The 24822-nt window shown below is 48.1% G+C and carries 26 protein-coding genes and 1 riboswitch; all 26 genes read left to right on the forward strand.

Features of this window, described 5'->3' with window-relative positions; translation table 11 throughout:
* Positions 1 to 128: 128 nt before the first annotated feature.
* Positions 129 to 1328 carry an L-threonylcarbamoyladenylate synthase gene (locus ACE3K2_RS20255; RefSeq protein WP_421894327.1) on the forward strand — a complete coding sequence of 400 codons (1200 nt, stop codon included), beginning with the start codon at positions 129 to 131 and terminating at the stop codon, positions 1326 to 1328.
* Between the two features lie 207 nt (positions 1329 to 1535).
* Positions 1536 to 2096, forward strand: coding sequence for a manganese efflux pump MntP family protein (locus ACE3K2_RS20260; RefSeq protein ID WP_421894237.1), 561 nt, complete (start codon positions 1536 to 1538; stop codon positions 2094 to 2096).
* 58 nt (positions 2097 to 2154) lie between these two features.
* The gene (locus tag ACE3K2_RS20265) at positions 2155 to 2727 is read left to right on the forward strand and encodes a low molecular weight protein arginine phosphatase (RefSeq protein WP_339305335.1); all 573 of its coding nucleotides are present in this window, start codon (positions 2155 to 2157) and stop codon (positions 2725 to 2727) included.
* Positions 2728 to 2823: 96 nt separating this feature from the next.
* A riboswitch (ZMP/ZTP riboswitch) is annotated at positions 2824 to 2905 on the forward strand.
* Between the two features lie 141 nt (positions 2906 to 3046).
* Positions 3047 to 3640, forward strand: coding sequence for a TIGR01440 family protein (locus ACE3K2_RS20270; RefSeq protein WP_169479777.1), 594 nt, complete (start codon positions 3047 to 3049; stop codon positions 3638 to 3640).
* 217 nt (positions 3641 to 3857) lie between these two features.
* A complete protein-coding gene (glyA, locus tag ACE3K2_RS20275) occupies positions 3858 to 5105 on the forward strand; it encodes a serine hydroxymethyltransferase (RefSeq protein WP_253441329.1) in 1248 nt (415 codons plus the stop codon).
* Between the two features lie 428 nt (positions 5106 to 5533).
* A complete protein-coding gene (gene upp / locus ACE3K2_RS20280) occupies positions 5534 to 6163 on the forward strand; it encodes a uracil phosphoribosyltransferase (RefSeq protein ID WP_017691929.1) in 630 nt (209 codons plus the stop codon).
* Positions 6164 to 6213: 50 nt separating this feature from the next.
* On the forward strand, positions 6214 to 7371 hold the full coding sequence (wecB, locus tag ACE3K2_RS20285) for a non-hydrolyzing UDP-N-acetylglucosamine 2-epimerase (RefSeq protein ID WP_421894243.1): 1158 nt from the start codon (positions 6214 to 6216) through the stop codon (positions 7369 to 7371).
* 186 nt (positions 7372 to 7557) lie between these two features.
* On the forward strand, positions 7558 to 7812 hold the full coding sequence (locus ACE3K2_RS20290) for an AtpZ/AtpI family protein (protein ID WP_024632723.1): 255 nt from the start codon (positions 7558 to 7560) through the stop codon (positions 7810 to 7812).
* The gene (locus ACE3K2_RS20295; protein WP_062836961.1) at positions 7805 to 8182 is read left to right on the forward strand and encodes an ATP synthase subunit I; all 378 of its coding nucleotides are present in this window, start codon (positions 7805 to 7807) and stop codon (positions 8180 to 8182) included. The genes ACE3K2_RS20290 and ACE3K2_RS20295 overlap by 8 nt, the downstream gene beginning before the upstream one ends.
* Before the next feature lie 45 nt (positions 8183 to 8227).
* Positions 8228 to 9046 (forward strand): F0F1 ATP synthase subunit A, encoded by an 819-nt coding sequence (gene atpB / locus ACE3K2_RS20300; RefSeq protein WP_124116536.1) that lies wholly within the window; start codon positions 8228 to 8230, stop codon positions 9044 to 9046.
* Positions 9047 to 9124: 78 nt separating this feature from the next.
* Entirely contained in the window at positions 9125 to 9349 is a 225-nt protein-coding gene (gene atpE / locus ACE3K2_RS20305; RefSeq protein ID WP_017691934.1) for a F0F1 ATP synthase subunit C, read from the forward strand.
* Positions 9350 to 9462: 113 nt separating this feature from the next.
* On the forward strand, positions 9463 to 9951 hold the full coding sequence (atpF, locus tag ACE3K2_RS20310; RefSeq protein ID WP_036612568.1) for a F0F1 ATP synthase subunit B: 489 nt from the start codon (positions 9463 to 9465) through the stop codon (positions 9949 to 9951).
* Entirely contained in the window at positions 9948 to 10496 is a 549-nt protein-coding gene (locus tag ACE3K2_RS20315; protein WP_421894250.1) for a F0F1 ATP synthase subunit delta, read from the forward strand. Before atpF ends, ACE3K2_RS20315 begins: the two co-directional genes overlap by 4 nt.
* 16 nt (positions 10497 to 10512) lie before the next feature.
* Positions 10513 to 12027 carry a F0F1 ATP synthase subunit alpha gene (gene atpA / locus ACE3K2_RS20320; RefSeq protein ID WP_047840700.1) on the forward strand — a complete coding sequence of 505 codons (1515 nt, stop codon included), beginning with the start codon at positions 10513 to 10515 and terminating at the stop codon, positions 12025 to 12027.
* 209 nt (positions 12028 to 12236) lie between these two features.
* The gene (gene atpG / locus ACE3K2_RS20325; RefSeq protein WP_076209796.1) at positions 12237 to 13109 is read left to right on the forward strand and encodes an ATP synthase F1 subunit gamma; all 873 of its coding nucleotides are present in this window, start codon (positions 12237 to 12239) and stop codon (positions 13107 to 13109) included.
* Between the two features lie 95 nt (positions 13110 to 13204).
* The gene (atpD, locus tag ACE3K2_RS20330; protein WP_047840699.1) at positions 13205 to 14608 is read left to right on the forward strand and encodes a F0F1 ATP synthase subunit beta; all 1404 of its coding nucleotides are present in this window, start codon (positions 13205 to 13207) and stop codon (positions 14606 to 14608) included.
* A gap of 60 nt (positions 14609 to 14668) precedes the next feature.
* Positions 14669 to 15073 (forward strand): F0F1 ATP synthase subunit epsilon, encoded by a 405-nt coding sequence (locus ACE3K2_RS20335; RefSeq protein WP_062836965.1) that lies wholly within the window; start codon positions 14669 to 14671, stop codon positions 15071 to 15073.
* A 607-nt stretch (positions 15074 to 15680) separates the two neighbouring features.
* The gene (locus ACE3K2_RS20340; RefSeq protein ID WP_017691941.1) at positions 15681 to 15938 is read left to right on the forward strand and encodes a DUF1146 family protein; all 258 of its coding nucleotides are present in this window, start codon (positions 15681 to 15683) and stop codon (positions 15936 to 15938) included.
* A gap of 521 nt (positions 15939 to 16459) precedes the next feature.
* Positions 16460 to 17806, forward strand: coding sequence for a UDP-N-acetylglucosamine 1-carboxyvinyltransferase (gene murA / locus ACE3K2_RS20345; RefSeq protein WP_421894330.1), 1347 nt, complete (start codon positions 16460 to 16462; stop codon positions 17804 to 17806).
* A gap of 469 nt (positions 17807 to 18275) precedes the next feature.
* A complete protein-coding gene (gene spoIID, locus ACE3K2_RS20350; protein ID WP_421894256.1) occupies positions 18276 to 19616 on the forward strand; it encodes a stage II sporulation protein D in 1341 nt (446 codons plus the stop codon).
* Between the two features lie 479 nt (positions 19617 to 20095).
* A complete protein-coding gene (locus ACE3K2_RS20355) occupies positions 20096 to 20833 on the forward strand; it encodes a peptidoglycan DD-metalloendopeptidase family protein (RefSeq protein WP_421894259.1) in 738 nt (245 codons plus the stop codon).
* Between the two features lie 171 nt (positions 20834 to 21004).
* On the forward strand, positions 21005 to 21292 hold the full coding sequence (gene spoIIID / locus ACE3K2_RS20360; protein ID WP_024632710.1) for a sporulation transcriptional regulator SpoIIID: 288 nt from the start codon (positions 21005 to 21007) through the stop codon (positions 21290 to 21292).
* A 219-nt stretch (positions 21293 to 21511) separates the two neighbouring features.
* Positions 21512 to 22510: a rod shape-determining protein gene (locus ACE3K2_RS20365; RefSeq protein WP_253441322.1), complete on the forward strand. Its 999-nt coding sequence runs from the start codon at positions 21512 to 21514 to the stop codon at positions 22508 to 22510.
* Between the two features lie 102 nt (positions 22511 to 22612).
* Positions 22613 to 23497, forward strand: a complete 885-nt coding sequence (locus tag ACE3K2_RS20370; protein ID WP_421894264.1) for a flagellar hook-basal body protein — start codon at positions 22613 to 22615, stop codon at positions 23495 to 23497.
* A gap of 44 nt (positions 23498 to 23541) precedes the next feature.
* Positions 23542 to 24381, forward strand: coding sequence for a flagellar hook-basal body protein (locus ACE3K2_RS20375; RefSeq protein ID WP_421894268.1), 840 nt, complete (start codon positions 23542 to 23544; stop codon positions 24379 to 24381).
* Between the two features lie 12 nt (positions 24382 to 24393).
* Positions 24394 to 24615, forward strand: a complete 222-nt coding sequence (locus ACE3K2_RS20380; protein ID WP_047840694.1) for a DNA-directed RNA polymerase subunit beta — start codon at positions 24394 to 24396, stop codon at positions 24613 to 24615.
* Positions 24616 to 24822: the final 207 nt, after the last annotated feature.

Below are 24822 nucleotides of genomic sequence, written 5' to 3' on the forward strand. Positions count from 1 at the left end.
AGTAAACATGGATGTGTATGGAGTGTGGGGTAGGGTCTATTTCTTACGTGCACAAGCAACCTATTATGAAGTTTAGGAATGATGGATATATGAATAGAGAGAACGAACAAGTGCAATTCACCTCAGCAATGGGAAATGACATGGAGCTTCACGACAAGGGAACTCTAGCAGAGATGGTTACAGCCAATTGGGATGTGCGCGTTTTGGTGAACGCTGATCATCATCATGAATTGGGTAATATTGAATTAGCAGATGTGAAAAAGGGGAGCGCCCACCAAAGGGCGCTCGACGACTTGCAGGCTGCTGCAGCCTGCCTTCGTCAAGGTCAGACGGTGGCCTTTCCGACCGAGACGGTCTACGGCCTGGGTGCTGATGCGCGTAGCACAGCAGCCGTGGAGGCTGTATTTGTCGCCAAAGGCCGACCTTCCGACAATCCACTGATCGTGCACATCGCGCATCGTGACCAGTTGGATGCTTTGGTCACGGAAGTGAACGAAACAGCCGAAGCGCTGATGGCGGCCTTTTGGCCGGGACCGCTGACGCTGGTGCTGCCGGTTAGGCCGGGGGCGGTGTCCCCGCGGGTCACCGCCGGTCTGGACACGGTGGCCGTGCGCATGCCGGACCATCCGGTGGCCTTGCAGTTGATCGCGGCGGCGGCATGCCCTGTGGCTGCGCCAAGCGCCAACCGCTCCGGGCGGCCAAGCCCGACACTCGCGTCTCATGTGCGCGAGGATCTGGATGGCCGCATCGGCGGCATCGTGGACGGCGGCCCCACCGGGGTGGGCGTCGAGTCCACGGTCGTGCAGGTCGGTGACGACGGTACCGTCACCATCCTGCGCCCTGGCGGCATTACGGCGGAACAGCTGTCCGCCGTTGCCGCCCGTGTCGCCACGGACCCCGCGCTACTCGCGGAGGGGGCCGATGGCGTGGGCAGCCCGGCGCCGCGCTCGCCGGGCATGAAGTACACGCACTACGCACCCGCAGGGGCGCTGTGCGTGGTGGAAGGGCCGCCCGCAGCGGTGGCGGCCTGGATCAGCGCCGCCCTCGCAGAGGCGGCGCAGCGCGGAGAGCGCACCGCCGTGCTGGCATTCGCCAAGCACGCGGAGCAGTACCGCGCCGATGCCGTGTTCTCGCTGGGAGACGCCAGCGAGCTGGAAGAAGCAGCGCGCCGGCTATACGCCGCGCTGCGCAGCTGCGATGAGCAAGGCGCCACATATATTGTGGCTGAAGCCTGCTCTCGCGAAGGAATGGGCGCAGCCGTCATGAATCGGCTGCTCAAGGCTGCGGGTAACCAACTCATACAAGTTGGCAACCAGCAGTCATCGTAACCTCTCCTGATCATACAGTCAGGAGAGCTACGTACTCTTTTCCGAAACAAACAATTAATTAAGTACCATATCGACTTACACGCCAATCTAGCTTTATGCACCTCAGATATCGAGTAGGTTCGTCGCCGTTTACCTTTCATCGGTCATGTTTGGGTCCTTGTCCGCATATCGTGTACAAGAACCTTTACGTGACTTGGGGGTATGGGGATGTGGGATGTGTCTGCCCATGTAGGGCAGTTGGTAACCATTTTGATCATGGCTGTTGCGCTGGGCCTCGATGCGTTCTCGCTCGGAATCGGAATAGGCATGAAGGGCATCCGGCTGAGGGATGTATTGCGAATCAGTACAGTAACGGCGCTATTTCATATCATCATGCCGCTCATCGGCATGTATATGGGCAAATACGTCAGCTCGCTGCTTGGTGACATTACGACGTATGCGGCAGGTGGATTGCTTGTTCTGTTGGGTGCTCATATGATTCTGAATGCATTCCGTGAAGGCGATACCAAGCTGGTGGACCACCGTTCCCTGCTCGGCGTTATTTTGTTCTCTCTCAGCGTAAGTGTCGATTCGTTCTCCGTTGGTGTTTCCTTGGGGATGTTTAGCAGTGATCTAATCATAACTGTACTTGCCTTTGGTATTTGTGGCGGGGTGATGTCGGTGATGGGTCTGCTATTAGGCCGCCGGGTGAGCCAGAATCTAGGGGATTACGGCGAAGCTATTGGTGGCGCAATCTTGCTTGCGTTTGGACTTTTGTTTATATTTTAAAATAAAACTTGAGATATCATATCATTCGCATCATATGTAAAATGGGGAGGCTATCACAATGAAACATATTTTATTCGTATGTACAGGAAATACGTGCCGCAGCCCCATGGCAGAGGGGCTTTTGAGAAAACTGGCATCGGAGCGCGGCATTCAGGTGGAGGTTCGTTCCGCAGGTGTGGCAGCAACGTCGGGTATGCCGATCTCTCGTCATGCGGAAGCGGTTTTGAGAGATCATAACGTTGAAGGTCCACCTCATTCCACGCAGCTTAGCTCTAACCTGGTAGGTTGGGCCGATCTGGTTCTTACATTAACACGGAGTCATAAGCAGCATGTCATGCAGGTATTTCCCGACTCCATCCACAAAACCTATACTCTAAAAGAGTATGTGGAAGACGACGAGCAGGTATTAAGAGATGTTCAGGAATTGGACAGCCTGTTTGCAACGCTGGAGATGAAACGTGCCCTTGGTCAAGAGATCCTGGCATCGGAGCGTGAGCGAGCCATCGAGATCAGACAACGAATTCCAAGTTTCGACATCTCTGACCCGTTTGGGGGAAGTCGTGATGATTACAATATCGCTGCGGCTGAGATTCGGACTGCGTTGGATCGGCTTTTGGATAAGCTGGGATAATTCTGATCGTGCGGGGCAGGTTATAGAAACAGGACATGTGATGTAAATTAACCGTTGATTTTAGACGCAGGTTGTTTTATGATGAAGGGGAAAACAGGGATCCGGTGTAACTGGCGACGAAGTGGGCATAACCACGATGGAGCACCGGAACAAACGGCCGGTCGCCTGGGCAAAAGAGCAATTCTGCGTTACCCGCAGACTGCTCTTTTTTTCGTCTTTCATCTGATTATTCGCTATAATAGTACCTGAGATGCCGTGCAAGAATACGAAGGACAGCCAAGAGACAGCGCGCATGATTTTATCGGGAGGCGATGATAGGATGACTATAGAGTTAGATTCAGAACAACCCGGATTGCAGGAACAGACCGCATCCATTCTGCATGAACTGGCGCTTGCCGGACAGCTTGGGCCTGGACAGATCGTTGTGATCGGTACAAGCACAAGTGAAGTCGCAGGTGCGCGGATTGGTACGAGTGGTGCCATTGAAGTGGCGCAGCAGCTTCTTGCGGGTATACGCGAGGTGCAGGAGGAATTCGGTTTCGACACGGTATTCCAATGTTGTGAGCACCTGAACCGTGCGCTGGTAATGGAACGTTCTGTACTCACTCGTCTTGGATTGACTGAGGTTGGTGCAGTACCCGTGCCCAAGGCCGGAGGTTCAATGGCATCCGCAGCATATCGTTCGCTGACCGATCCATGCCTGGCTGAACATGTGCAGGCCCATGCGGGACTGGACATTGGGGAGACGATGATTGGGATGCATCTCCGGCATGTAGCCGTACCTTTTCGTACAGCGCTCCGTTATGTTGGAGATGCACGTGTGACCACAGCGTTGACTCGTCCGAAGTTAATTGGCGGCGAACGCGCGGTGTATCGTATGGAAGAACAACCAGATTCGACATTTTGTGACTAACATATAAAGCGAGACTAATTGGGTTACACTCCTGACTTTGAATGCATCACCATCTTCCGATCGCTGTTATCCCCAGATTTTTTTATTCCCTATTAAAGGGGAAATCCGGTGATAAAGGCGACCACTTCGTTTCTTCAGATTGGTGTTGCACTCGCCGTTTTCGTGTAAACATTAGTTTCACTTTATAACTTCACTTATAACTGGGAGGAATTTAATCATGGAACAATTGCGCAAGAATGACCCGGCAGTACTGGAAGCGATGAATCTTGAACTGAAACGTCAACAGAACAACATCGAACTGATTGCATCCGAGAACATCGTAAGTGAAGCCGTAATCGAAGCATTGGGATCTGTACTGACCAACAAGTATGCTGAAGGATATCCAGGCAAACGTTACTATGGCGGTTGTGAGCATGTGGACGTCGTTGAAGACATCGCACGTGATCGTGCCAAAGAATTGTTCGGAGCAGAACACGTGAATGTTCAACCTCACTCCGGTGCACAAGCGAACATGGCAGTTTATCTTGCAGCGTTGAAACCTGGTGATACTGTACTTGGTATGAACCTTGCCCATGGTGGACACCTTACACACGGTAGCCCGGTGAACGCATCCGGTTTGCTGTACAACTTTGTCGCATACGGCGTACAGGAAGATACATTCCTGATTGATTATGATGAAGTACGCAAAGCGGCTTTCAAACACCGCCCTCGTCTGATCGTTGCAGGTGCAAGTGCATATCCGCGTACCATTGATTTTGAAAAGCTGGCTTCCATCGCCAATGATGTAGGTGCATTGTTCATGGTGGACATGGCTCACATCGCAGGACTGGTTGCTGCTGGTTTGCATCCAAACCCGGTTCCACATGCGCATTTCGTAACAACAACAACACACAAAACGCTGCGTGGACCTCGTGGTGGTATGATTCTGTGCCGCAAAGCATGGGCAGCAGCAATTGATAAAGCCGTATTCCCTGGTTCCCAAGGTGGCCCTCTGATGCACGTGATTGCTTCCAAAGCGGTAGCATTCGGAGAAGCTTTGCAACCAGAGTTCAAAACATATGCACAGAATGTCGTGAAAAACGCACAGGTTCTGGCTGAAACACTGATCGCTGAAGGATTGAACATCGTATCCGGTGGTACAGATAACCACTTGATGCTGATCGACACACGCAGTGTAAACATCACAGGTAAGGAAGCTGAGCATGTGCTTGATTCCATCGGTATTACCGTGAACAAAAATGCAATTCCATTCGACCCTACGAGCCCGTTTGTAACGAGCGGTATTCGAATTGGTACACCTGCTGCAACTTCCCGTGGCATGAACGAAGAAGCGATGGTTGCTATTGGTAAGATCATTGCCAAAACATTGAAAAATCCAAAAGATACAGCGAAGCTGGATGAAGCTCGTGCAGAAGTGACTGCACTGACAGACCAATTCCCGCTCTATACCGACCTTAAATACTAAAAAACTTTGCTCATGCTGTTTGTATTTGAGATGTTCTTAAAATGGGATACAAAAAAACGAAGCAGACAGAATGAGACCGCAGAAGCGAAGCGTTCGCCTTTATCCCCGGATTTTTCCCTTGTTAAAAGGAGAATAAAAAAATCTGGGGATAACAGCGATCGAAGGATCATTCTGTAGGCGGAGTGCCATTGTATTCATCATTTTCATTTTCTCAATGACATAACAACATGAGCAAAACAGGACCGGATGGATCATTTTCCGGTCCTGTTTTTTATAGGATTCGGTATTCTGTAATGATTGGGTGCCCTTTGATGGTGTAATTCGTTGTTGGTGATGATATAATATACAGGATTTATCGAGCCCATGAATGGTGGCTAGGTATATTTGGAAATGCTGAACATGAAGAACTTACCGGAGGGACAAATTAGATGGGAAAATTAGTAATATGTGATCACCCTTTGATTCAACACAAACTGACGTTTATACGCGACATGCGTACGAATACGAAAGATTTTCGTGAATTGGTGGATGAAGTAGCAACGTTGATGGCTTATGAGATTACAAGAGATGTTGAACTGGAGACGATTGATGTACAGACTCCTGTAGCTGCTACACAAGGTAAAGTCATCTCTGGACGTATGCTCGGACTGGTGCCGATTCTGCGTGCAGGACTCGGAATGCTGGATGGCGTTGTGAAATTGTTGCCAGCAGCAAAAGTTGGACATGTTGGTCTGTTCCGTGACCCGGAAACACTGCAACCGGTAGAATACTATACCAAACTGCCTACAGACGTAACAGAGCGTCAATTGATTGTTATCGATCCGATGCTTGCAACAGGCGGTTCAGCAATTGCAGCTATTGACGTGCTCAAAAAACGCGGCTGTACCCAAATCAAAATGATGAACCTCGTGGCAGCACCGGAAGGCGTAAAAGCTGTGCAGGATGCACATCCCGATGTGGACATCTATGTAGCAGCACTGGACGACCGTCTGGATGATCATGGTTATATCGTTCCAGGGCTTGGAGATGCAGGAGACCGTCTATACGGCACTAAATAAGCATATCGCATGCTTGTAATCGGAACTTATAGAAAAGGGGCTTTGCTCGAATGTCCAAGAAAATTAAAGTCATGACGATCTTCGGGGTGCGTCCAGAAGCCATCAAGATGGCTCCGCTTATTTTGGAATTGCAAAAACATCCTGAGTCTATTGAATCTATTGTTTGCGTAACTGCGCAGCATCGCCAGATGTTGGATCAGGTACTTGAGGTTTTCGACATTCATCCCGATTATGATCTGGATGTAATGAAAGACCGCCAGACATTGAATGAGATTACAATTCGTGTGCTTGGTGGTCTGGAGCCAGTGTTAGCGGAAGCAAAGCCGGATATTGTGCTGGTTCACGGGGATACATTAACAACCTTTGTAGCGAGCTACGCCGCATTCCTGCAACAGATTCAGGTAGGGCATGTGGAAGCGGGGCTGCGGACGTGGAACAAGCTGTCTCCATATCCGGAAGAGATGAACCGTCAGCTGACGGGCGTACTGGCTGATCTACACTTTGCGCCTACGGATTGGTCTTCTTCCAATCTTGCCAAAGAAAATAAATCCGAGTCTAGTACGTACGTCACAGGCAACACGGTAACAGATGTGTTTCAATATACAGTACGGGAGGACTACACACACCCGGTACTTGATTGGGCCCAAGGCAAACGCCTTGTGCTGATGACAGCTCATCGCCGTGAATCTCAAGGCGAGCCTCACCGCAACATTTTCCAGGCCGTCAAACGGATTGCCGACGAATTTGAAGATATTGCCATCGTGTACCCGGTGCATCCAAGTCCTGCTGTGAAGGAGCCGGCTCACGCGATCTTGGGGAATCATCCCCGTATTCAATTAATTGATCCACTAGACGTAGTGGATTTGCATAACTTTTACCCGCATACTCACTTGATTCTGACTGATTCAGGCGGTTTGCAGGAAGAAGCGCCTTCGTTTGGTGTGCCTGTGCTCGTATTGCGCGATACAACAGAACGCCCGGAAGGTATTGAAGCCGGAACGCTGGAATTGGTAGGTACCGAAGAGGAACGTGTATATGAACGGACCAAAGCTCTGCTCACAGATGAAACCCTATATGCAAGCATGAGTCAGGCTGCTAATCCATACGGTGATGGACATGCTTCGGAAAGAATTGTCAATGCGATTTTGCACCATTTTGGTGTAAATAGTGAGCGTCCGGAATCATTTCACAGAAAATTCAAAAAATAATACATTTTTTCTGACGGATTTATAAAGGGCATAGCATACAGTTAAACTGTACGGTTTACGCGGGTTTATGGGCTTTGAGGGTCTGTATTCCCGTCGTTTCCCCCTTTAAAACGCTAAAATCATTCAATTGACAAAGGCTCTCATCATTCAGTAAAATTAACTGGGATTGCAAGGGTGGCGTGGAAAATGGCCGATTCGAACAAACCAAATTCATCCCGTAACCATGACGATAATGTATGGAAAGCGATGGGGCTCGTGACAGCTTTTGGGATCGAGATTGCCATTCTCGCTGTTGCCGGATATTACGCTGGCTCCTGGTTGGACAAGACCATCGGAGGTAACGGAATATGGATCGCCGTAAGCGTTCTCTTTTTTCTTGCGGCAGGCGGTGTAAGCATCTACTTTATCGCGAAAAAATTCATGGGGGAAAGTGATGAGTGAACTAACCAGATACCGCAGATCGATGACTGTTTTCATCATGTACTTTCTTATGATTTGTTTTCTCGCAGCGGCCTTTATGCCACGTGTGGAGACAATTGCTTTGGGACTGGCCCTGGGTACAGGAATTAGCTGGATCAATGCATTTTACTTGGGCTACAAAGTAAGGAAAATGTCTGATGATGCGGCAGAAGGTAACTTGAAGCGTGTGAACCTGGGATTTTTGACAAGAGCGGCACTCGCTGTGCTCGGTATCTTCATATCGATGCGCTTTCCGCAGTACTTCAATACATATGCGGTTGCAGGCGGTCTCGTCATTGCACAATTTTCCTTACTGATTATAGGGATTGTCCATTCCCGCAGAGCAGAATGATGTTAAGGGCTGCAGCTTTCAAGTCGAGAAAGGGGTGAGAAAAATATGCATGAAGCTCCAATTATTATGCTTGGCGGATTTCGACTGGATCTATCGGTTCTGTTGATGCTGGTCGTTACAGGTGCAATTGTTTTTATTTTTGCTGTACTGGCAACACGGAGATTATCCGTTGAAAATCCCGGCAAGCTGCAAAATTTTATGGAGTGGGCAGTAGAATTCGTCCGCAATCTGATTTCCAGTACAATGGATATGAAGAAAGGTAAACATTTTATCTCTCTCGCTCTTTCCATGATTATGTTCATTTTTGTAGGGAACATGCTCGGTCTTCCGCTCGTAGCTGTATCTGAAGTAACGGATGTTAATCAGGCACAGGTATTCGGTAAGCCGATTGTTACAGCGGTGGAGGCGTTTGAAGAAGCGCATGCCAAGGACCCTGAAGCACATCCACACGTTGAACTGGCCTGGTGGAAATCACCGACAGCCGACTTGTCTGTAACGATGGGACTTGCTCTCGTAGCGTTCCTTGTATCTCATGGACTGGGATTGTTCCGCAACACAAAAGGGTATCTCCAGCATTACCTCAAGCCATTCGCCTTGTTCTTGCCAATCAACTTGATTGAGACGGCATCCAAGCTGTTGACACACGGTATGCGTCTATTCGCGAATATCTTCGCGGGTGAGGTACTGATTGCAACGATCCTGAAACTGACCACATTCAAAGTGTTTGGTGCTATCGCAGCAATCCCGCTATTGATGGTGTGGCAAGGCTTCAGTATCTTTATCGGCGCGATCCAGGCATTTGTGTTTGTTATCTTGATGATGGTGTACATTTCACAGAGCATCGAGACGCACGACGAGCATTAAGTTTCAAGCCCTACGAAGATTTCTTCACCAGGCTGAACAATAAAAAATTCGATTTATCATTTTAAGGAGGATATACAAATGGGAGCAATGGCATTAATCGCAGCAGCAATTGTTGCAGGACTGGGCGCGTTTGGCGCAGGTATTGGTAACGGTATGGTAATCAGCAAAACGGTGGAAGGTATTGCCCGTCAACCGGAAGCAAAATCCACTCTTCAAACAACAATGTTTATCGGTGTAGGTTTGATCGAGGTATTGCCGATCATCGGTGTGGTACTCGCGTTCATGTTCTACGGTATGGCTTAATTTAATTTTAAAGGTTTGGCGGGGAAGGCCATAGCCATCCGCGCCTTCTTTTTAGGTAATGTCCGTTCGAACGGATGACGTTTTAAGGATACCTCCAGGAAGGAGTGAACAGATTGAGTTTCATATGGGAAAATACGCTTCTTGCGATTGTTGCATTTGCAATTTTATACTGGCTGCTTAGCCGTTATGCCTTCGGGCCTTTGTTCTCCATTATGGAAAAACGTCGTGAACTCGTGATGACGCAGATGAATGAGGCTGCACAGACTCGGGAACAGGCCATTGCCTATGTGGAGGAACAAAAACAAGCTCTTGAGCAAGCGCGTCAAGATGCTTACGACATCATTGAACAATCCAAACAAACGGGTGGTAAACAAGCTGAATCGATTTTGGCTGATGCAAAAGCTGAAGCTAATCGTCTCAAAGACGATGCAGTACGCGAAATCGAGAGCGAGAAGAACAAAGCAGTCGCAGCACTTCGCAGCGAACTGGGTACAGCTTCCGTTCAGATTGCATCCAAGTTGATCAAAAAAGAAGTTGAGAACGGTCCTGCACAAGAAGAGCTTGTGAACCAATACCTCAATGAGGTAGGAGGCCGACAATGAGCCGCGATACGATTGTTGCCAAGCGTTATGCGAAAGCATTGTTCGAAGTTGCTCTTCAGCAACAGCAGGTGCTTGAGGTTGAACAGGAACTGGTTGCAGTAGTCAGTGCATTGACCGGAGATGCAGATATCGAGAAATTTATCGTATCCCCTAATATTTCTGATGAAGCCAAACAGAACGTGATTCACTCAAGTCTTGATGGCAAGGTATCCGATGTAGTCCTTCGTACAGTCTTGTTGTTGATTGAGCGCGGACGCGTTGAATTGCTGGGAGACTTGCTGAATGATTATCGGAAGATCCAGGGAGAGTCGCTGGGCATCGCTGATGCACGTGTCTACTCGACTTATGCGTTGAATGATGAAGAAAAAGAAGCGGTAGCCCGTGAATTCGGTGGCCGTGTGAATAAAAAGATTCGTATCGAGAACATTGTTGATCCGACTCTGCTGGGCGGATTGAAAGTCGCCATTGGCGATACGATCTATGACGGCAGCTTGGCTGGCAAGCTCGAACGTCTTGAGCAGTCTTTTAACAGACGAGTACAGTAGATTGGGGTGAGGACACTTGAGTATCAAACCAGAAGAAATCAGTACATTAATTAAGAGCCAAATCGAACAATACAAGACCGATATCGATGTAGTCGAAGTCGGAACGGTAATCGAGGTTGGTGATGGTATCGCTCGTGTTTATGGACTTGAGAACGTCATGTCCAACGAGTTGGTTGAATTCCCAAGCGGTGTTATGGGACTCGCCATGAACGTGGAAGAAAGCAATGTCGGTGTCGTTATCCTGGGACCTTACTACGATATTCGTGAAGGTGACCAAGTGAAACGTACAGGTCAAATCATGCAAGTGCCTGTAGGCGAAGCATTGATTGGACGCGTTGTGAACCCGCTCGGTATTCCTGTAGATGGCAAAGGGCCAATCGCTACAACGGAATTCCGTCCGGTTGAAGGTAAAGCACCAGGTGTAATGGATCGTAAATCGGTTCATGAGCCGATGCAAACAGGGATCAAAGCCATTGATGCCATGGTTCCAATCGGTCGTGGACAACGTGAGTTGATCATCGGTGACCGTCAAACAGGTAAAACATCCATCGCGATTGATGCGATTCTGAACCAAAAAGGTAGCGGCATGAAGTGTATCTATGTGGCTATTGGTCAGAAACAGTCTACAGTTGCTCAAGTTGTGGAAACTCTTCGTCGTAAAGGCGCAATGGAGTACACCATTGTTGTAACTGCAGCAGCTTCTGATCCATCACCACTCTTGTACATCGCACCGTATTCCGGTTGTTCGATGGGTGAGTACTTCATGTACAAAGGCGAGCACGTTCTGGTCATCTATGATGACTTGACCAAACAAGCCTCTGCATACCGTGAGCTCTCCTTGTTGCTTCGTCGTCCACCAGGCCGTGAGGCTTATCCGGGTGACGTCTTCTATCTGCACTCCCGTTTGCTGGAGCGTGCTGCGAAGCTGAATGATGAACTGGGTGGTGGTTCTTTAACCGCACTTCCGTTCATTGAAACACAAGCTTCCGACGTATCAGCATACATTCCAACGAACGTAATCTCCATCACGGACGGACAAATCTTCTTGGAAGCTGACTTGTTCAATGCTGGACAACGCCCGGCGATCAACGTAGGTATTTCCGTATCTCGTGTCGGTGGTTCTGCTCAGATCAAAGCGATGAAAAAGGTTGCAGGTTCCCTGCGTCTCGACCTCGCTCAATATCGTGAGCTTCAAGCGTTCTCCCAGTTCGGTTCCGATCTGGATAAAGCGACTCAGGCCCGCCTGAATCGTGGTGCACGGATGATGGAAATCCTGAAGCAAGGTGTTAACCAGCCGCTGCCTGTAGAACAACAGGTTGTCAGCTTGTACACTGCGGTTAAAGGATTCCTGGATGAGATTCCAACAGGTGATGTTACTCGTTTCGAGCGTGAATTCCTCGCGTTCATGGAGAGCAGCCATCCGGAGATTCTTGCATCCATCCGTGATACTAAAGAATTGACTGCAGACAACGAAAATGCACTGAAAGGTGCAATTGAGAAGTTCAGAAAGAGCTTTGCTGTCTCTGTCTAAATAAATGATTGCAGGTGCGGAGTTGTTTAACCGATTCCGCATGTCTGCATGTAATACTTTGACTCTGTCAAAAAAAGATGATGCTTACGATGTAGTTTTGACTTTGTCAAAACTATGTTATTGCTTACGAAGTAACTTTGGCTCTGCCAAAGTAGGGTTGTGCTTACGATGTAGTTTTGACTTTGTCAAAACTTTAAGGTGGTGAAATCATGGCAAAAGGCATGCGCGAAATTAAGCGGCAAATTAAAAGCGTACAAAGCACCAAGCAGATCACCAAAGCAATGGAGATGGTAGCTGCTGCAAAACTGCGTAAAGCGCAGGAAAAAGCGGAAGCGGCCCGTCCTTATTCGGAGAAACTGAAAGAAGTTGTAGCGAGTATTGCATCAAGCACGCAAGGCATACAGCATCCGATGCTGGAGAGCCGTCCGGTCAAAAAGACAGCTTACCTGATCATTACATCGGACCGTGGTCTTGCAGGTGGATACAATGCGAACGTTTTGCGTCAGGTTAATCAGACGCTCAAAGAGCGCCACAACTCCCAGGATGACTACGAATTGTTCGTCATTGGACGTAAAGGACGCGATTACTTCAGACGTCGTGAAATGGCGATGGCATCCACAACAACGGATCTGTCGGATTCGCCTTCATTTGCAGACATCAAATCCATCGCACACGAAGCTGTTCATGGGTTTGAACTGGCTGAATTTGATGAATTGTACATTTGTTATAACCGCTTTGTGAATGCGTTGACCCAGATTCCTACGGTAGAAAAACTTCTCCCGATGGAAACACCTGAGGTAACTGCTGCGGAAGGACCAACGGCAAGCTACGAATACGAGCCGTCTGCTGAGGCTGTACTGGAGGTTTTGCTTCCGCGTTACGCGGAAACGCTGATCTATGGTGCACTTCTGAACGGTAAGGCAAGTGAGCTGGGCGCGAAAATGACGGCAATGGGTAATGCAACCAAAAATGCATCGAAACTCATTAACGACTTGTCATTGACATACAACCGTGCCCGTCAAGCGGCGATTACGCAGGAGATTACGGAAATTGTGGCAGGTGCCAACGCAGCACAAGGCTAACCGTTTTTTTATTAATGAAGGCTTGCAGAGCAAAGATAAACGAACGGTACATTATTTTTGCAAAAGTAGCAGGCTTGTAGGAGGGGAACGTTAAGATGAACAAAGGACGCGTTGTGAGCATCATGGGTCCGGTTGTTGACGTCGAGTTTGATCGCGGCGGTCTGCCGGAAATCCTCAATGCCATTACGATCACTACAGTAAGTGAGAGCGGCGTTAGTGTAAACCTTACACTCGAAGCTTCGAAACATCTGGGTGACAACCGAGTACGTTGTATTGCGATGTCCTCCACGGATGGACTTGTTCGTGGTATGGAAGCTTTAGATACAGGAGCACCAATCTCTGTACCCGTCGGAGAAGCAACACTGGGTCGTGTATTTAACGTACTCGGCGAAGCAATTGATACTGGCGGTGCCGTAGCTGCTGAGCACAAGAACCCGATTCACCGTTCAGCACCTGCATTTGATGAACTGACTACCCAAGCAGAAATGCTGGAGACAGGAATCAAAGTTATCGACTTGCTTGCTCCTTACGCTAAAGGTGGTAAAATCGGTCTCTTCGGTGGTGCCGGTGTAGGTAAGACGGTAACCATTCAGGAATTGATCAACAACATCGCACAAGAACACGGTGGTATCTCCGTATTCGCGGGTGTTGGTGAGCGTACACGTGAAGGTAATGACTTGTATCACGAGATGAGTGATTCCGGCGTTATCAACAAAACAGCAATGGTCTTCGGACAAATGAACGAGCCTCCAGGCGCACGTCTTCGTGTAGCTCTCACAGGTCTGACGATGGCGGAATACTTCCGTGATGAAGAAGGCCGTGACGTGTTGCTCTTTATCGATAATATCTTCCGTTTCACCCAAGCGGGTTCAGAAGTATCTGCCTTGCTTGGACGTATGCCTTCCGCTGTAGGTTACCAACCTACGCTGGCAACAGAAATGGGTCAATTGCAAGAACGTATCACTTCAACGAAAAAAGGTTCTGTAACATCCATTCAGGCCATCTACGTGCCTGCGGATGACTACACTGACCCGGCTCCTGCAACGACGTTTGCCCACTTGGATGCAACGACGAACCTGGAGCGTAAAATTTCCGAGATGGGTATCTACCCTGCGGTAGATCCGCTGGCATCCAGCTCCCGGATCTTGTCCCCTGAAGTTGTAGGTGAAGAACACTACAGCGTAGCTCAAGGCGTTAAACGTATCTTGGCACGTTACAATGAATTGCAAGATATCATTGCAATCCTGGGTATGGACGAGTTGAGTGAGGAAGACAGAGCACTTGTATACCGTGCTCGTAAAATCCAACGTTTCTTGTCCCAGCCTTTCCACGTTGCTGAAGCATTTAACGGTATTCCAGGTAAATACGTACCGGTTAAAGAAACGGTGCGCAGCTTTAAAGAGATTCTCGAAGGTAAGTATGATGATCTTCCGGAAGCAGCTTTCCTCTTTGTTGGTACAATTGAAGAGGCAGTGGAGAAAGCCAAAACACTGGTTTAGTCTGAATCCAGGATTGTCCTTATGTGGGCTATCCTTCGGATAGTTTCAGGAGGGATGGAATTGAGCACCTTTTTGTTGGAAATTGTAACACCCGAGCGTCTGGTATATTCAGAACAAGTGGATAGCATTACAGCTCGTGGTATTGAAGGGGAACTGGGCATTCTGCCTGGTCATATTCCTATGGTTACACCTTTGCAGATTGCACCAATCTACATTCGTAACGGAAAAGAAAATAAACAAGTTGCTATCGGTGGCGGGTTTATCGAAGTACGTAAGGATAAGGTTGTTGTACTCGCAGAGAGTGCTGAATTCCCGGAAAACATTGATGTGGATCGTGCGCGTGCGGCGAAAGAGCGGGCAGAACGTCGGCTTGCAAGCCAAAGTAATCAGGACCACTTTGATCACCGTCGTGCAGAGATTGCGCTGCAAAAAGCGGTTAACCGGATTAATGTATTTGGCAAATAAATGATTCTTGGAAGCCCGGCGGCTTAATCTGCCGGGCTTTTTTGAGTTTGTTTGATAGAATTGTTTTATCGAATATATCAAATTGCCTGAGCGGAAATTCCATCATATCCCTTCAGTAAACAGAAATATTTTAAGCAAAATATTCACAGATGATGAGGATTTGAATAGAATGTAGGACTAAAGTAGTGGACGTATTTACCACTAAGAGAACCATTTTTTTCATGAGATAATTAAAATTATTTCCGAGGAAATGACAGAATCGATATCGAAATAGCGCTCTTTTATGTCGTTTTAGTCACAAAATCCCGGCATTTTAAAATTAAAATATTTGAGAAGTGGAAATCAATGTAATTGACAATGTATGATGAAAGAGCCTATATTCCATAGAGTCAGCAGAAGCAGGAAGCTGCGTAGTAGATTCCATAGTCATGCACAGCCTGATTGTTGCTGCTCGCCTAATGGGCATCAGGAGATTCCTGCCTGGCAGGAGTAAATCTGACAGTACGCTCAGTATGTTATGCTTAAGACATTCCAGTATACTAACAAGTTATGGGTGCCGGGCATATGATATGCTGATCGCTGCAACAAATGTGGAGGTAAAGAATATATGGATACTGATCTGACGAATCAGGTGAACCAGGCGTTGAGCACCAATGGCTTGGTCTCAATCATCGTCTCCCTTTTATGTATTGCGTTGTCTTGGTGGGCTTTGACAAATCTCAAACTGGATTTAATCATTAGACAACCACGAGGTGCTCAGGGAAGATTGTTACATTTGTTGCTCGCCATTATTTTGGGGCATGCCGTTGCTGGCTTTGTCATTGACTACTTGTCCTGGACTCAAATGTTGCGTAATTTGTTTTAATGTTGAGATGGTTGGTTAATCATCTGTTAGGATCTTGAAGGAGCTCATTGTCGAATAACATCGATTAATTGTGTTAACAATTAGAGTATGAGTTGTCGGTAAAGAAATTAAGAAAAAAATGTGACGTAAAATTGGATGAATTTGAGATGTTTTATGTAAAAATGCTTGTATCGTACAATTCAACAATGTTATGATGGAAGTTAGGGAATTCACAATTGTTCACTTATTTTGTAGTTATAAACGGGATATCCGGTTCATGCCGGCTAATAACCATCCCACTCTGTCTGTTCTGATGCTCTGCTGGCTTGTAAGACACTGATTTTACATGCTGAATAGCAAGATGCACGGCACATGGTATTATTGATATGGATTATAAAAACCAATTCTTTTCTGAACAGACATCTGTGGCAATATGCCAGAATATGTCGAAATTCCACACACAGCAACAGTCCTTTCTACCACAGTGGGGCTTACGTATTCCGGAATGAAGAAAAGGGAATAAAAGCGCGGAGGGAACCATGATGAGCAAATTAATCGTCCGCGGTGGCAAAAGGTTGACCGGAAGTGTCAAAGTTAGCGGCGCTAAAAATTCTGTTCTTCCGATCATCGCTGCCTCTCTCTTAGGGGAAGAAGGACAAAGCGTTATTATTGACGCGCCTCCTCTAGACGATGTGATGACGATTAACAAGGTGTTGGAATCGCTGGGAGCGGGAGTTACATACCGGGACGAAGTGATTACCGTAAATGCGGAGAAACTTACTTCCTGTGAAGCCCCGTATGAATGGGTTAGTAAAATGCGGGCGTCTTTCCTGGTCATGGGGCCATTGTTGACTCGAATGGGTCATACAAGAATCTCACTTCCTGGTGGATGTGCCATCGGTACACGGCCTATTGATCAGCATTTGAAAGGTTTTGAAGCCATGGGCGCAGAGATCAGCTTGGGCCAAGGTTATATCGAAGCTCGTAGCCAAGGACGGTTGCGTGGCGCGAAAATTTATCTGGATGTGGCTTCCGTAGGTGCCACTCAAAATATTATGATGGCTGCAACATTAGCCGAAGGCGTAACTGTTCTGGAGAACGCGGCGAAAGAGCCAGAAATTGTGGATCTTGCCAACTTCCTGAATGGAATGGGTGCCATTGTACGTGGTGCCGGTACTGGAGTGATCCGCATTGAAGGTGTGGAGAAACTGTCAGGCGTTACACACACGGTTATTCCGGATCGGGTAGAGGCTGGTACGTATATGGCTGCTGCTGCAATTTCTGGTGGTGACGTGTACATTGAAGGTGCAATCTCTGATCATTTAGGCTCCGTTATCGCGAAGCTTGAAGAGATGGGTGTAACCATCCAACCGGATGAGAATGGCGTGCGTGTAATCGCAGATCGTCCTCTTAAGGCTGTGGATGTGAAAACATTACCATACCCAGGATTCCCGACAGATATGCAATCCCAGATGATGGCACTCTTGCTTGCATCTGAAGGAACAAGTGTTGTGACAGAGACTGTTTTTGAAAACCGATTCATGCATGTGGATGAGTTCCAATTGATGAATGCGGAGATCAAAGTTGAAGGACGTTCGTCCATCATCACAGGTAATGCCAAACTGAAGGGTGCCAAAGTAACAGCTACCGATTTGCGTGCGGGTGCCGCACTCATTATTGCAGGTCTTGTTGCTGAAGGTACAACGGAAGTGGGCGGTGTTCATCACATCGACCGTGGCTATGTACATCTCGCTGAGAAGCTGAACGGACTTGGTGCTGACATCTATCGGATCTCGGTTGATGAGCCTAAGCTGGAAGCAATCAAAGCCCCTAGTGAAAAAGTGGAGAAAGAAGTACCGATGTTTAAGGTGCAACCAACTCTGGCTTAACACTGGATTGAATAGAAAAAATATGGTCCCCCTATGATGAGTCACACGATTGTGTGGATTATGAATGCGATGGAACGTATATTGTAAAAAATGATAAAGCTAAGCCATCCGGCTTGGCTTTTTTTGTATTTACTTTCAAGAAGATGAAGAGTCATTTGATACCTGATTCTATTAATAGCTGGTCCTAATTTATATAACATAACATTGTATTCTGCACCCATTCTGAACAAAATGAAAGAGCGTCTTTTTTAAAGGATTTGATATCGCGGTAAACACCTGGATTTGGCGACAGATCAACATTTCTAAGATGTGTATAGCAAAAGAAAACAGGAAGGGAAACGGGATGAAAAGGGACTCGTTTCTCTTAAATCAAGTTCTATCAGATCGAGCTAGCTCATAACCTAAACTATGGATTTGAACAACACGACCGGCACATGACCGGCCATAGATAACGGAGGGTTATAGTCGAATGAAAGAAGCTCGTGTACAGGTAAAGGTACCCCTTGTCCCACGTCCAGGTATGCAAGAAGCGGAGGAGAATACCGTTTCTGGAGTGGAAAGAGACAAGCCTGCCCCATTAAACCTGAGGACTGTTCCATCACAGCCTGCAAAATTATCAACTTCCGAACGGGTGTCGACAGATGAGCCGAAGCGGCAGGCAACCGATCATATTCATATACCTGTTGTTGAGCTGGACCATTTCCGTCGCGTGAAGCGTCGCCGAATGCGCACATTTGGACGAAAACCCCGATGGGGACACTATACGACGCGATGGCAACCTGCAGCCGCTGTATCTGCTTTATTGGCAATGGCACTGCTGATACCAGTAATTCTGGTATGGCCGCGGACAAGCGAATCACCAAAGCCGATCCCTGCTCCAACAGATGCCAGCAGTAGAAGAACCCCAGCTCCTGCGCCAGCCGTTCCTGTTACCTACCCTGAACCCCAAGTGCGTGTATACCTGTCTGCAACAGGGACAACGATGAATCTGCCACTGGAAGACTATGTTACCGGGGTGGTGGCAGCCGAGATGCCGGCGGCATTCAGGTTGGAGGCACTAAAGGCGCAGGCGATAGCAGCTCGCACATTTATCGTGCGAAGACTTGCTGCTAGTGATACAAGCGGTGTTCCATCAGGTGCGGCGGATGTGACGGATACGGTCAGCCATCAGGTGTTTATTCCGCCAGATCAGGTGAAAGCGGATTGGACTCGTCTAGGGAAGGCGAAGGAATGGGAGAAGCTGCAACAGGCTGTACGCGAAAGTCGAGATACGGTGATGACCTATCAGGGCAAGGCGATCACTGCATCCTTTTTTTCCACAAGTAATGGGTATACCGAGAATGCGGAGGATGTATGGGGGAACGCTGTACCTTATCTGCAAAGTGTAGACAGTCCGTGGGACAAAAACCTGGCACCAGGCTACAAGCAGACCGTAACCATGAAGCGTAACGAAATTCTGAAGAAACTGAACCTGGATGCCATTCCGGTTGCCACCCAGAAGAGTGGATCGTGGATGGAAGTATTGTCTACAACCAAAGGACATCGAATTAAGGAAATGCAAATCGCAGGTGAAACATTCAGCGGCCCAGAGGTTCGCAAGCTGCTCGGATTAAGATCCAGCCAGTTCAGTTGGAAAACCACAGGTGACGAGGTCCAGATTACAACGTATGGATACGGGCATGGGGTTGGCATGAGTCAATGGGGAGCAAATGGCATGGCGCAGGAGGGACACACGGCCACCCAGATTCTCAAACACTACTATACAGGCATCTCATTCGGACAGGCATCCAAGATGCTTGCATCGAAGTAGGAGAGATGAACATGGATGGCGAATTAATTTCGAATGGATACGCTAACGAATCTCAGACGCGTGGTATCTCAGTCACAACCTATATCATTTCGCTCTCTGCCGATAAACTTACTTCATAGAAGGATTGACCATCACAGCCAAACCAGCAATCCAGTCTTCTCTACCAGCCACCGATTCCGGAGCTTTCGAGATTTGGCTATATATGCCGAGAGTGCTAGCCGTATGGGGAGCGCAGGAGACAGAAAAGACCTGTAGAAGCAAAGCGTCCGCCTTTATCACCGGATTTCTCCATTGGGAGAAATAATCAGGAAATCCGGGGATAACAGCCGGTCGAAAGGTTTTCTGGCCCCGAAGCGGCGCACCAACTAACACTCACCCCTCACATATATAGCACTCTCTGAAACCTCCGTGAAAATAATTAGAGTCGCGCGTGTATAAAAGAGTTGCACCCGGTAACACTTGTTACTGAGGTGATCAATATGAATGAACAAAACAAAAAAACAGGCCAAGAAGAAACTCCTAAAACAACACAAGGAGTACCGGCTAGTCAGCCCTCTTCATGGAAAAGAGCAATGTCCAAACGCTGGGTCTTCCCGGCAGCCTACATCGCAGCAGCAGGCATTATACTAACCTTAGTGTGGGTCTATCAGGGCACAGGCGACAAAACGCTGAACTCGGACCCTGCTAGCGGGGTAGTAGAAACAGGCGCATCGGCGGGTACAGAAGGAACAGCAGTAGGCGAAGAAGAAAGTGTGGAAGTTGTTGCAAAGTCGGAGAATTTTGTATGGCCGGTAGCGGTACCGTCCGAAATTTCGGTAGTGAAACCTTTCTATGACAGCGAAGCTTCAACCGAGGAACATGAAGCGGCAATGGTGCAGTACAATGATACATTCATCCCGAACACGGGTGTGGATCTGGCACGTGGGGATAACAAAACGTTTGAAGTCAAAGCAGCACTTGCCGGTAAAGTTACCCGGGTTGAGCAAAACCCGCTCACAGGTCAAGTTGTGGAAATCACACACAGCGATAACCTGAAAACGGTATACCAAAGCCTGGCAGACGTCAAAGTGAAACAGGACGATGAAGTGAAACAGGGAGATGCAATTGCATCAGCTGGAGTCAATGAATTGGGTAAAACACTTGGCAACCACCTTCACTTTGAAGTGTACGAAGACGGACAGCCGGTTAACCCGCAAGGATATCTTCCGGAAAAATAAATGATTTTTACCGCAGCAACATGATGGGCAGAGGGGGTTAACCTCTGCTCTTTTTGTGCTTTTCAGAAAATAATGGGACCTTCGAAGCTTGTCACACCTCTAAACCGCGAATATATAGGCATGCTCCTCATATAATGTACCAAACTATCCACACAGTAGGGAGGCGGGAGCGTGCACGATTACATCAAGGAACGGACCATCAAAATTGGTCGCTGCATTGTTGAGACGAGGAATACGGTCCGTACCATAGCCAAAGAATTCGGCGTGTCAAAGAGTACTGTGCATAAGGATCTGACGGAGCGTCTGCCGGAAATCAACCCTGATCTTGCTGACCAGGTGAAACACATTTTGGAGTATCACAAGTCAATCCGCCATTTGCGGGGCGGTGAAGCGACCAAAATTAAATACAAAAAAACGAGTGGCAAGAAACGTGAGGTGTTGGCTTCCGCCAAATCGTAAGCATCTTCACAAAGACGTAGGCCAAAAAGCTCACACATGCATTGAATCCCTCCCCTGAAGTATGATATGTTAAAAGCTGGTACAGGATCGAATTATGACATCTTATCAGCCCGATTTTTACATATATATGTTGCACTTTGTCGAACGAGCGGTGACGTGATAAGGGACTCTTTTTCACAGGATACGCTGACCAAATAATATCACTTTGGGGGCTCTTTTATGTTTAGCAAGGATATCGGTATTGATCTTGGCACGGCCAACGTGCTTATTCACGTGAAAGGAAGTGGGGTTGTCCTCGATGAACCTTCCGTCGTGACCATTGAAAGAGATACGAAGCGTGTCCTTGCTGTTGGGGAAGAAGCGCGTCGTATGGTGGGGCGTACTCCAGGTAACATTGTTGCCATTAGACCGCTGCGTGACGGCGTTATTGCGGACTTCGAGATTACGGAAGCGATGCTCAGACATTTCATTAATCGTGTGGGTGCAAGAAGCTGGTACAGCCACCCTCGAATTTTGATCTGTGCACCAACGAACATTACTTCTGTGGAACAGAAGGCCATCCGCGAGGCGGCAGAACGCAGTGGTGCCAAAGAAGTGTTTCTGGAAGAAGAGCCGAAAGCGGCAGCGATCGGTGCGGGAATGGATATTTTTCAGCCGAGCGGCAATATGGTCGTGGATATCGGCGGCGGTACGACTGACGTTGCAGTCCTGTCTATGGGCGACGTGGTCACCGCCTCTTCTATTAAAGTCGCAGGGGACAAGTTCGACGAAGCTATTATCAAGTTTATCAAAGCCAAGTACAAGCTTATGATTGGTGAACGGACCGCTGAAGATATCAAAATTGCGATTGGTTCCGTACATCCGGGTGGACGTCAAACGGAGATGGACATTCGCGGACGTGATATGGTATCCGGTCTGCCTGTTACCGTAACGGTATCGGGAAATGAAGTACAGGAAGCGCTTTGGGATTCCGTACAATCCATTATCGTGGCAGCGAAGTCGGTATTGGAGCGTACACCGCCTGAATTGTCAGCGGACATTATCGACCGTGGTGTTGTATTGACTGGTGGAGGTGCATTGCTGAACGGACTGGACGAGCTTTTGTCCAATGAATTGCATGTACCGGTATGGGTTGCGGAAGATCCAATGCACTGTGTCGTGAAGGGGACAGGCATTATGCTTAATAATTTGGATCAGGTGGTTAAGAAAAAGTTCTAATCTGCCGATATAAAAAGCAAAGGTTCGCCATGCTCGGAAAGCAGAACGGACAAGCAGCCAACCTGCAAAGCAGGTCAAGCGCTTGAGGAGAGGGGTTAATTCATGTTAAGAGGTCTGTACACCGCTACTGCGGGAATGATTACGCAACAACGCCGCCATGACACAGCAACACAGAATATCGTAAATATGAACACCACGGGATACAAACAAGTGAACAGCGTAAGCCGTTCCTTCCCGGAAATGCTCATTACCTTGGTAGGCGGAGATGCAAATCTCCCGACAAAGCGGCTGGGCAAGCTGAACACGGGGGTGTTCGCGGAAGAGAGTTTGTCCATGAATTTGCAGGGGACCATTATGGAGACTGGGCAGAAAAATGATTTTTCCATTTCATCCAATATGACGGTCAATGATCCGCAGACTGGACAACCTGTCCCGTTTGACGCGTCAGGCAAATTTGTACGGGCCGATGGTACGGTGACTTACCAGCCTCAGGCGTATTTTACAGTTCAGGATGCAGATGGTAACACCAGATATACACGTGATGGTCACTTCGAGATTACAGGAACGGGACAATTGCTGAGTTCAACAGGTTCACAAGTGTTGGATAATAACGGACAACCTGTTGTGTTGACAGGTTCCGTAGAGCAATTTAAAGTGGATGAGCAAGGCCGATTGATGGATGCAGCAACGGGTGAACCGACAGGGGTTACTCTTGGCATCAGTGTCATTGACCAGCCGAATCAACTGGTTCGTCAAGGTGATGGCAATTTCAGTTTGAGTGATCAAAATGGGGCAACTGCCCGGATGATGGCTGCCGGTGATAATGTGCAGATCCGTCAGGGATACCTGGAAGGCTCGAATGTCGATGCCTCACAGGCAACGGTTGATATGAACGCGGCATACCGTGCGTATGAAGCGAACCAGAAGGTCGTACAATTTTACGACCGCAGTTTGGATAAAGCCGTCAATGAAGTCGGGCGTGTATAACGCCGACGTTTAAATATAACCGCGCAGCGGGAGGGTAACCACCAATGAACAATTCCATGATTAGTGCCAAGGTTTCCATGACTGCCATACAGCAACGACTGGATGTCATTGCCGATAATATTGCCAACGTGAATACGGCAGGCTATAAGAGCAAGCAAGCGGCCTTCGAGGATGTGCTGACCCGGGTGCAACAACAACCGGACAAGTACAAACTGGATGGACGCTCCACACCGATGGGATATAACCTCGGTTTTGGTGCTCGTTTGGCGGATGTGACGAAGGATATGTCTCAAGGCCCCTTGAACGAGACAGGTCTTCCGACCGACCTGGCTATTGAGGGAAATGCGATGTTTGCGGTTGAAGCGAATGGGGAGAAAATGTGGACACGTCAGGGTGCATTTCATTTTGTACCGGATACAAGACCGAAGCCTACTCCGAATTCACCAGATATGATGGTGATGGTTAATGGCGAAGGTCACTTTGCCCTGGATCGTCAAGGCAATCGTATTACGGCACCGAATAATAGCAAGGTTGCTTTTGATGAAAATGGCAACTTGTTAATCCGACGTGGTAATGAGGCAAACGCCACCATTGGGGCACAACTACAAGTGGTAGACATTGAACGCCCTGAAGGTCTGGTACAATATGCGGATAACCTGTTCGGCCTGGATGCGGGATTAACCGAGGATGATGTATTTGGCGCGAATGCAGCTACAAGTCAAGCAGCTGCCTTAATCCGTCCAGGATTTCTGGAGCAATCCAATGTGGATATGACACAGGAGATGACTCTGCTTATGCAAGGACAGCGGACATATCAACTGGCGGCCAAGGCGCTAACTTCAAGTGATTCCATGTTGGGTCTTGCCAACAATATGAGAGCGTAAAAGGTGAATGTGATGACAGAAACACAGCAGCAGAACAGTAAGCCAGAGAAAAAGGAAGTCAAGAAGAAGAGTGGATGGCGCATCGCTAGATGGTTCCTGGTTCCGGTCCTGCTTGTTCTTGCCCTCGCTGGCGGAATGGTAGCTGGATATGTGGTACTGGGCAAACAGGATATCGGTTCCGTATGGCAATGGAGTACATGGGAACATGTATATAATCTGGTGTTCGCTCCATAATGTAACGAGTTAAGCGAAAACTCCTGCGCAGGCAGGAGTTTTCTTTTTGACGTTGAAAACAGTATAATGATGGATGACGTTTGACGTCACAAAAGAGGCCTCCCCTGCGAAAGACATTTGTCATCGCGAAGAGAGACCCCTTATCTTAACCTTCACTACTGCAGTCATGAAGGATATAACTAGTGTTAACCGAAAATATGCTTTCCA

The sequence above is a fragment of the Paenibacillus sp. genome, from assembly GCF_048976745.1.
In the GTDB taxonomy this organism is placed as follows: Bacteria; Bacillota; Bacilli; order Paenibacillales; family Paenibacillaceae; genus Paenibacillus.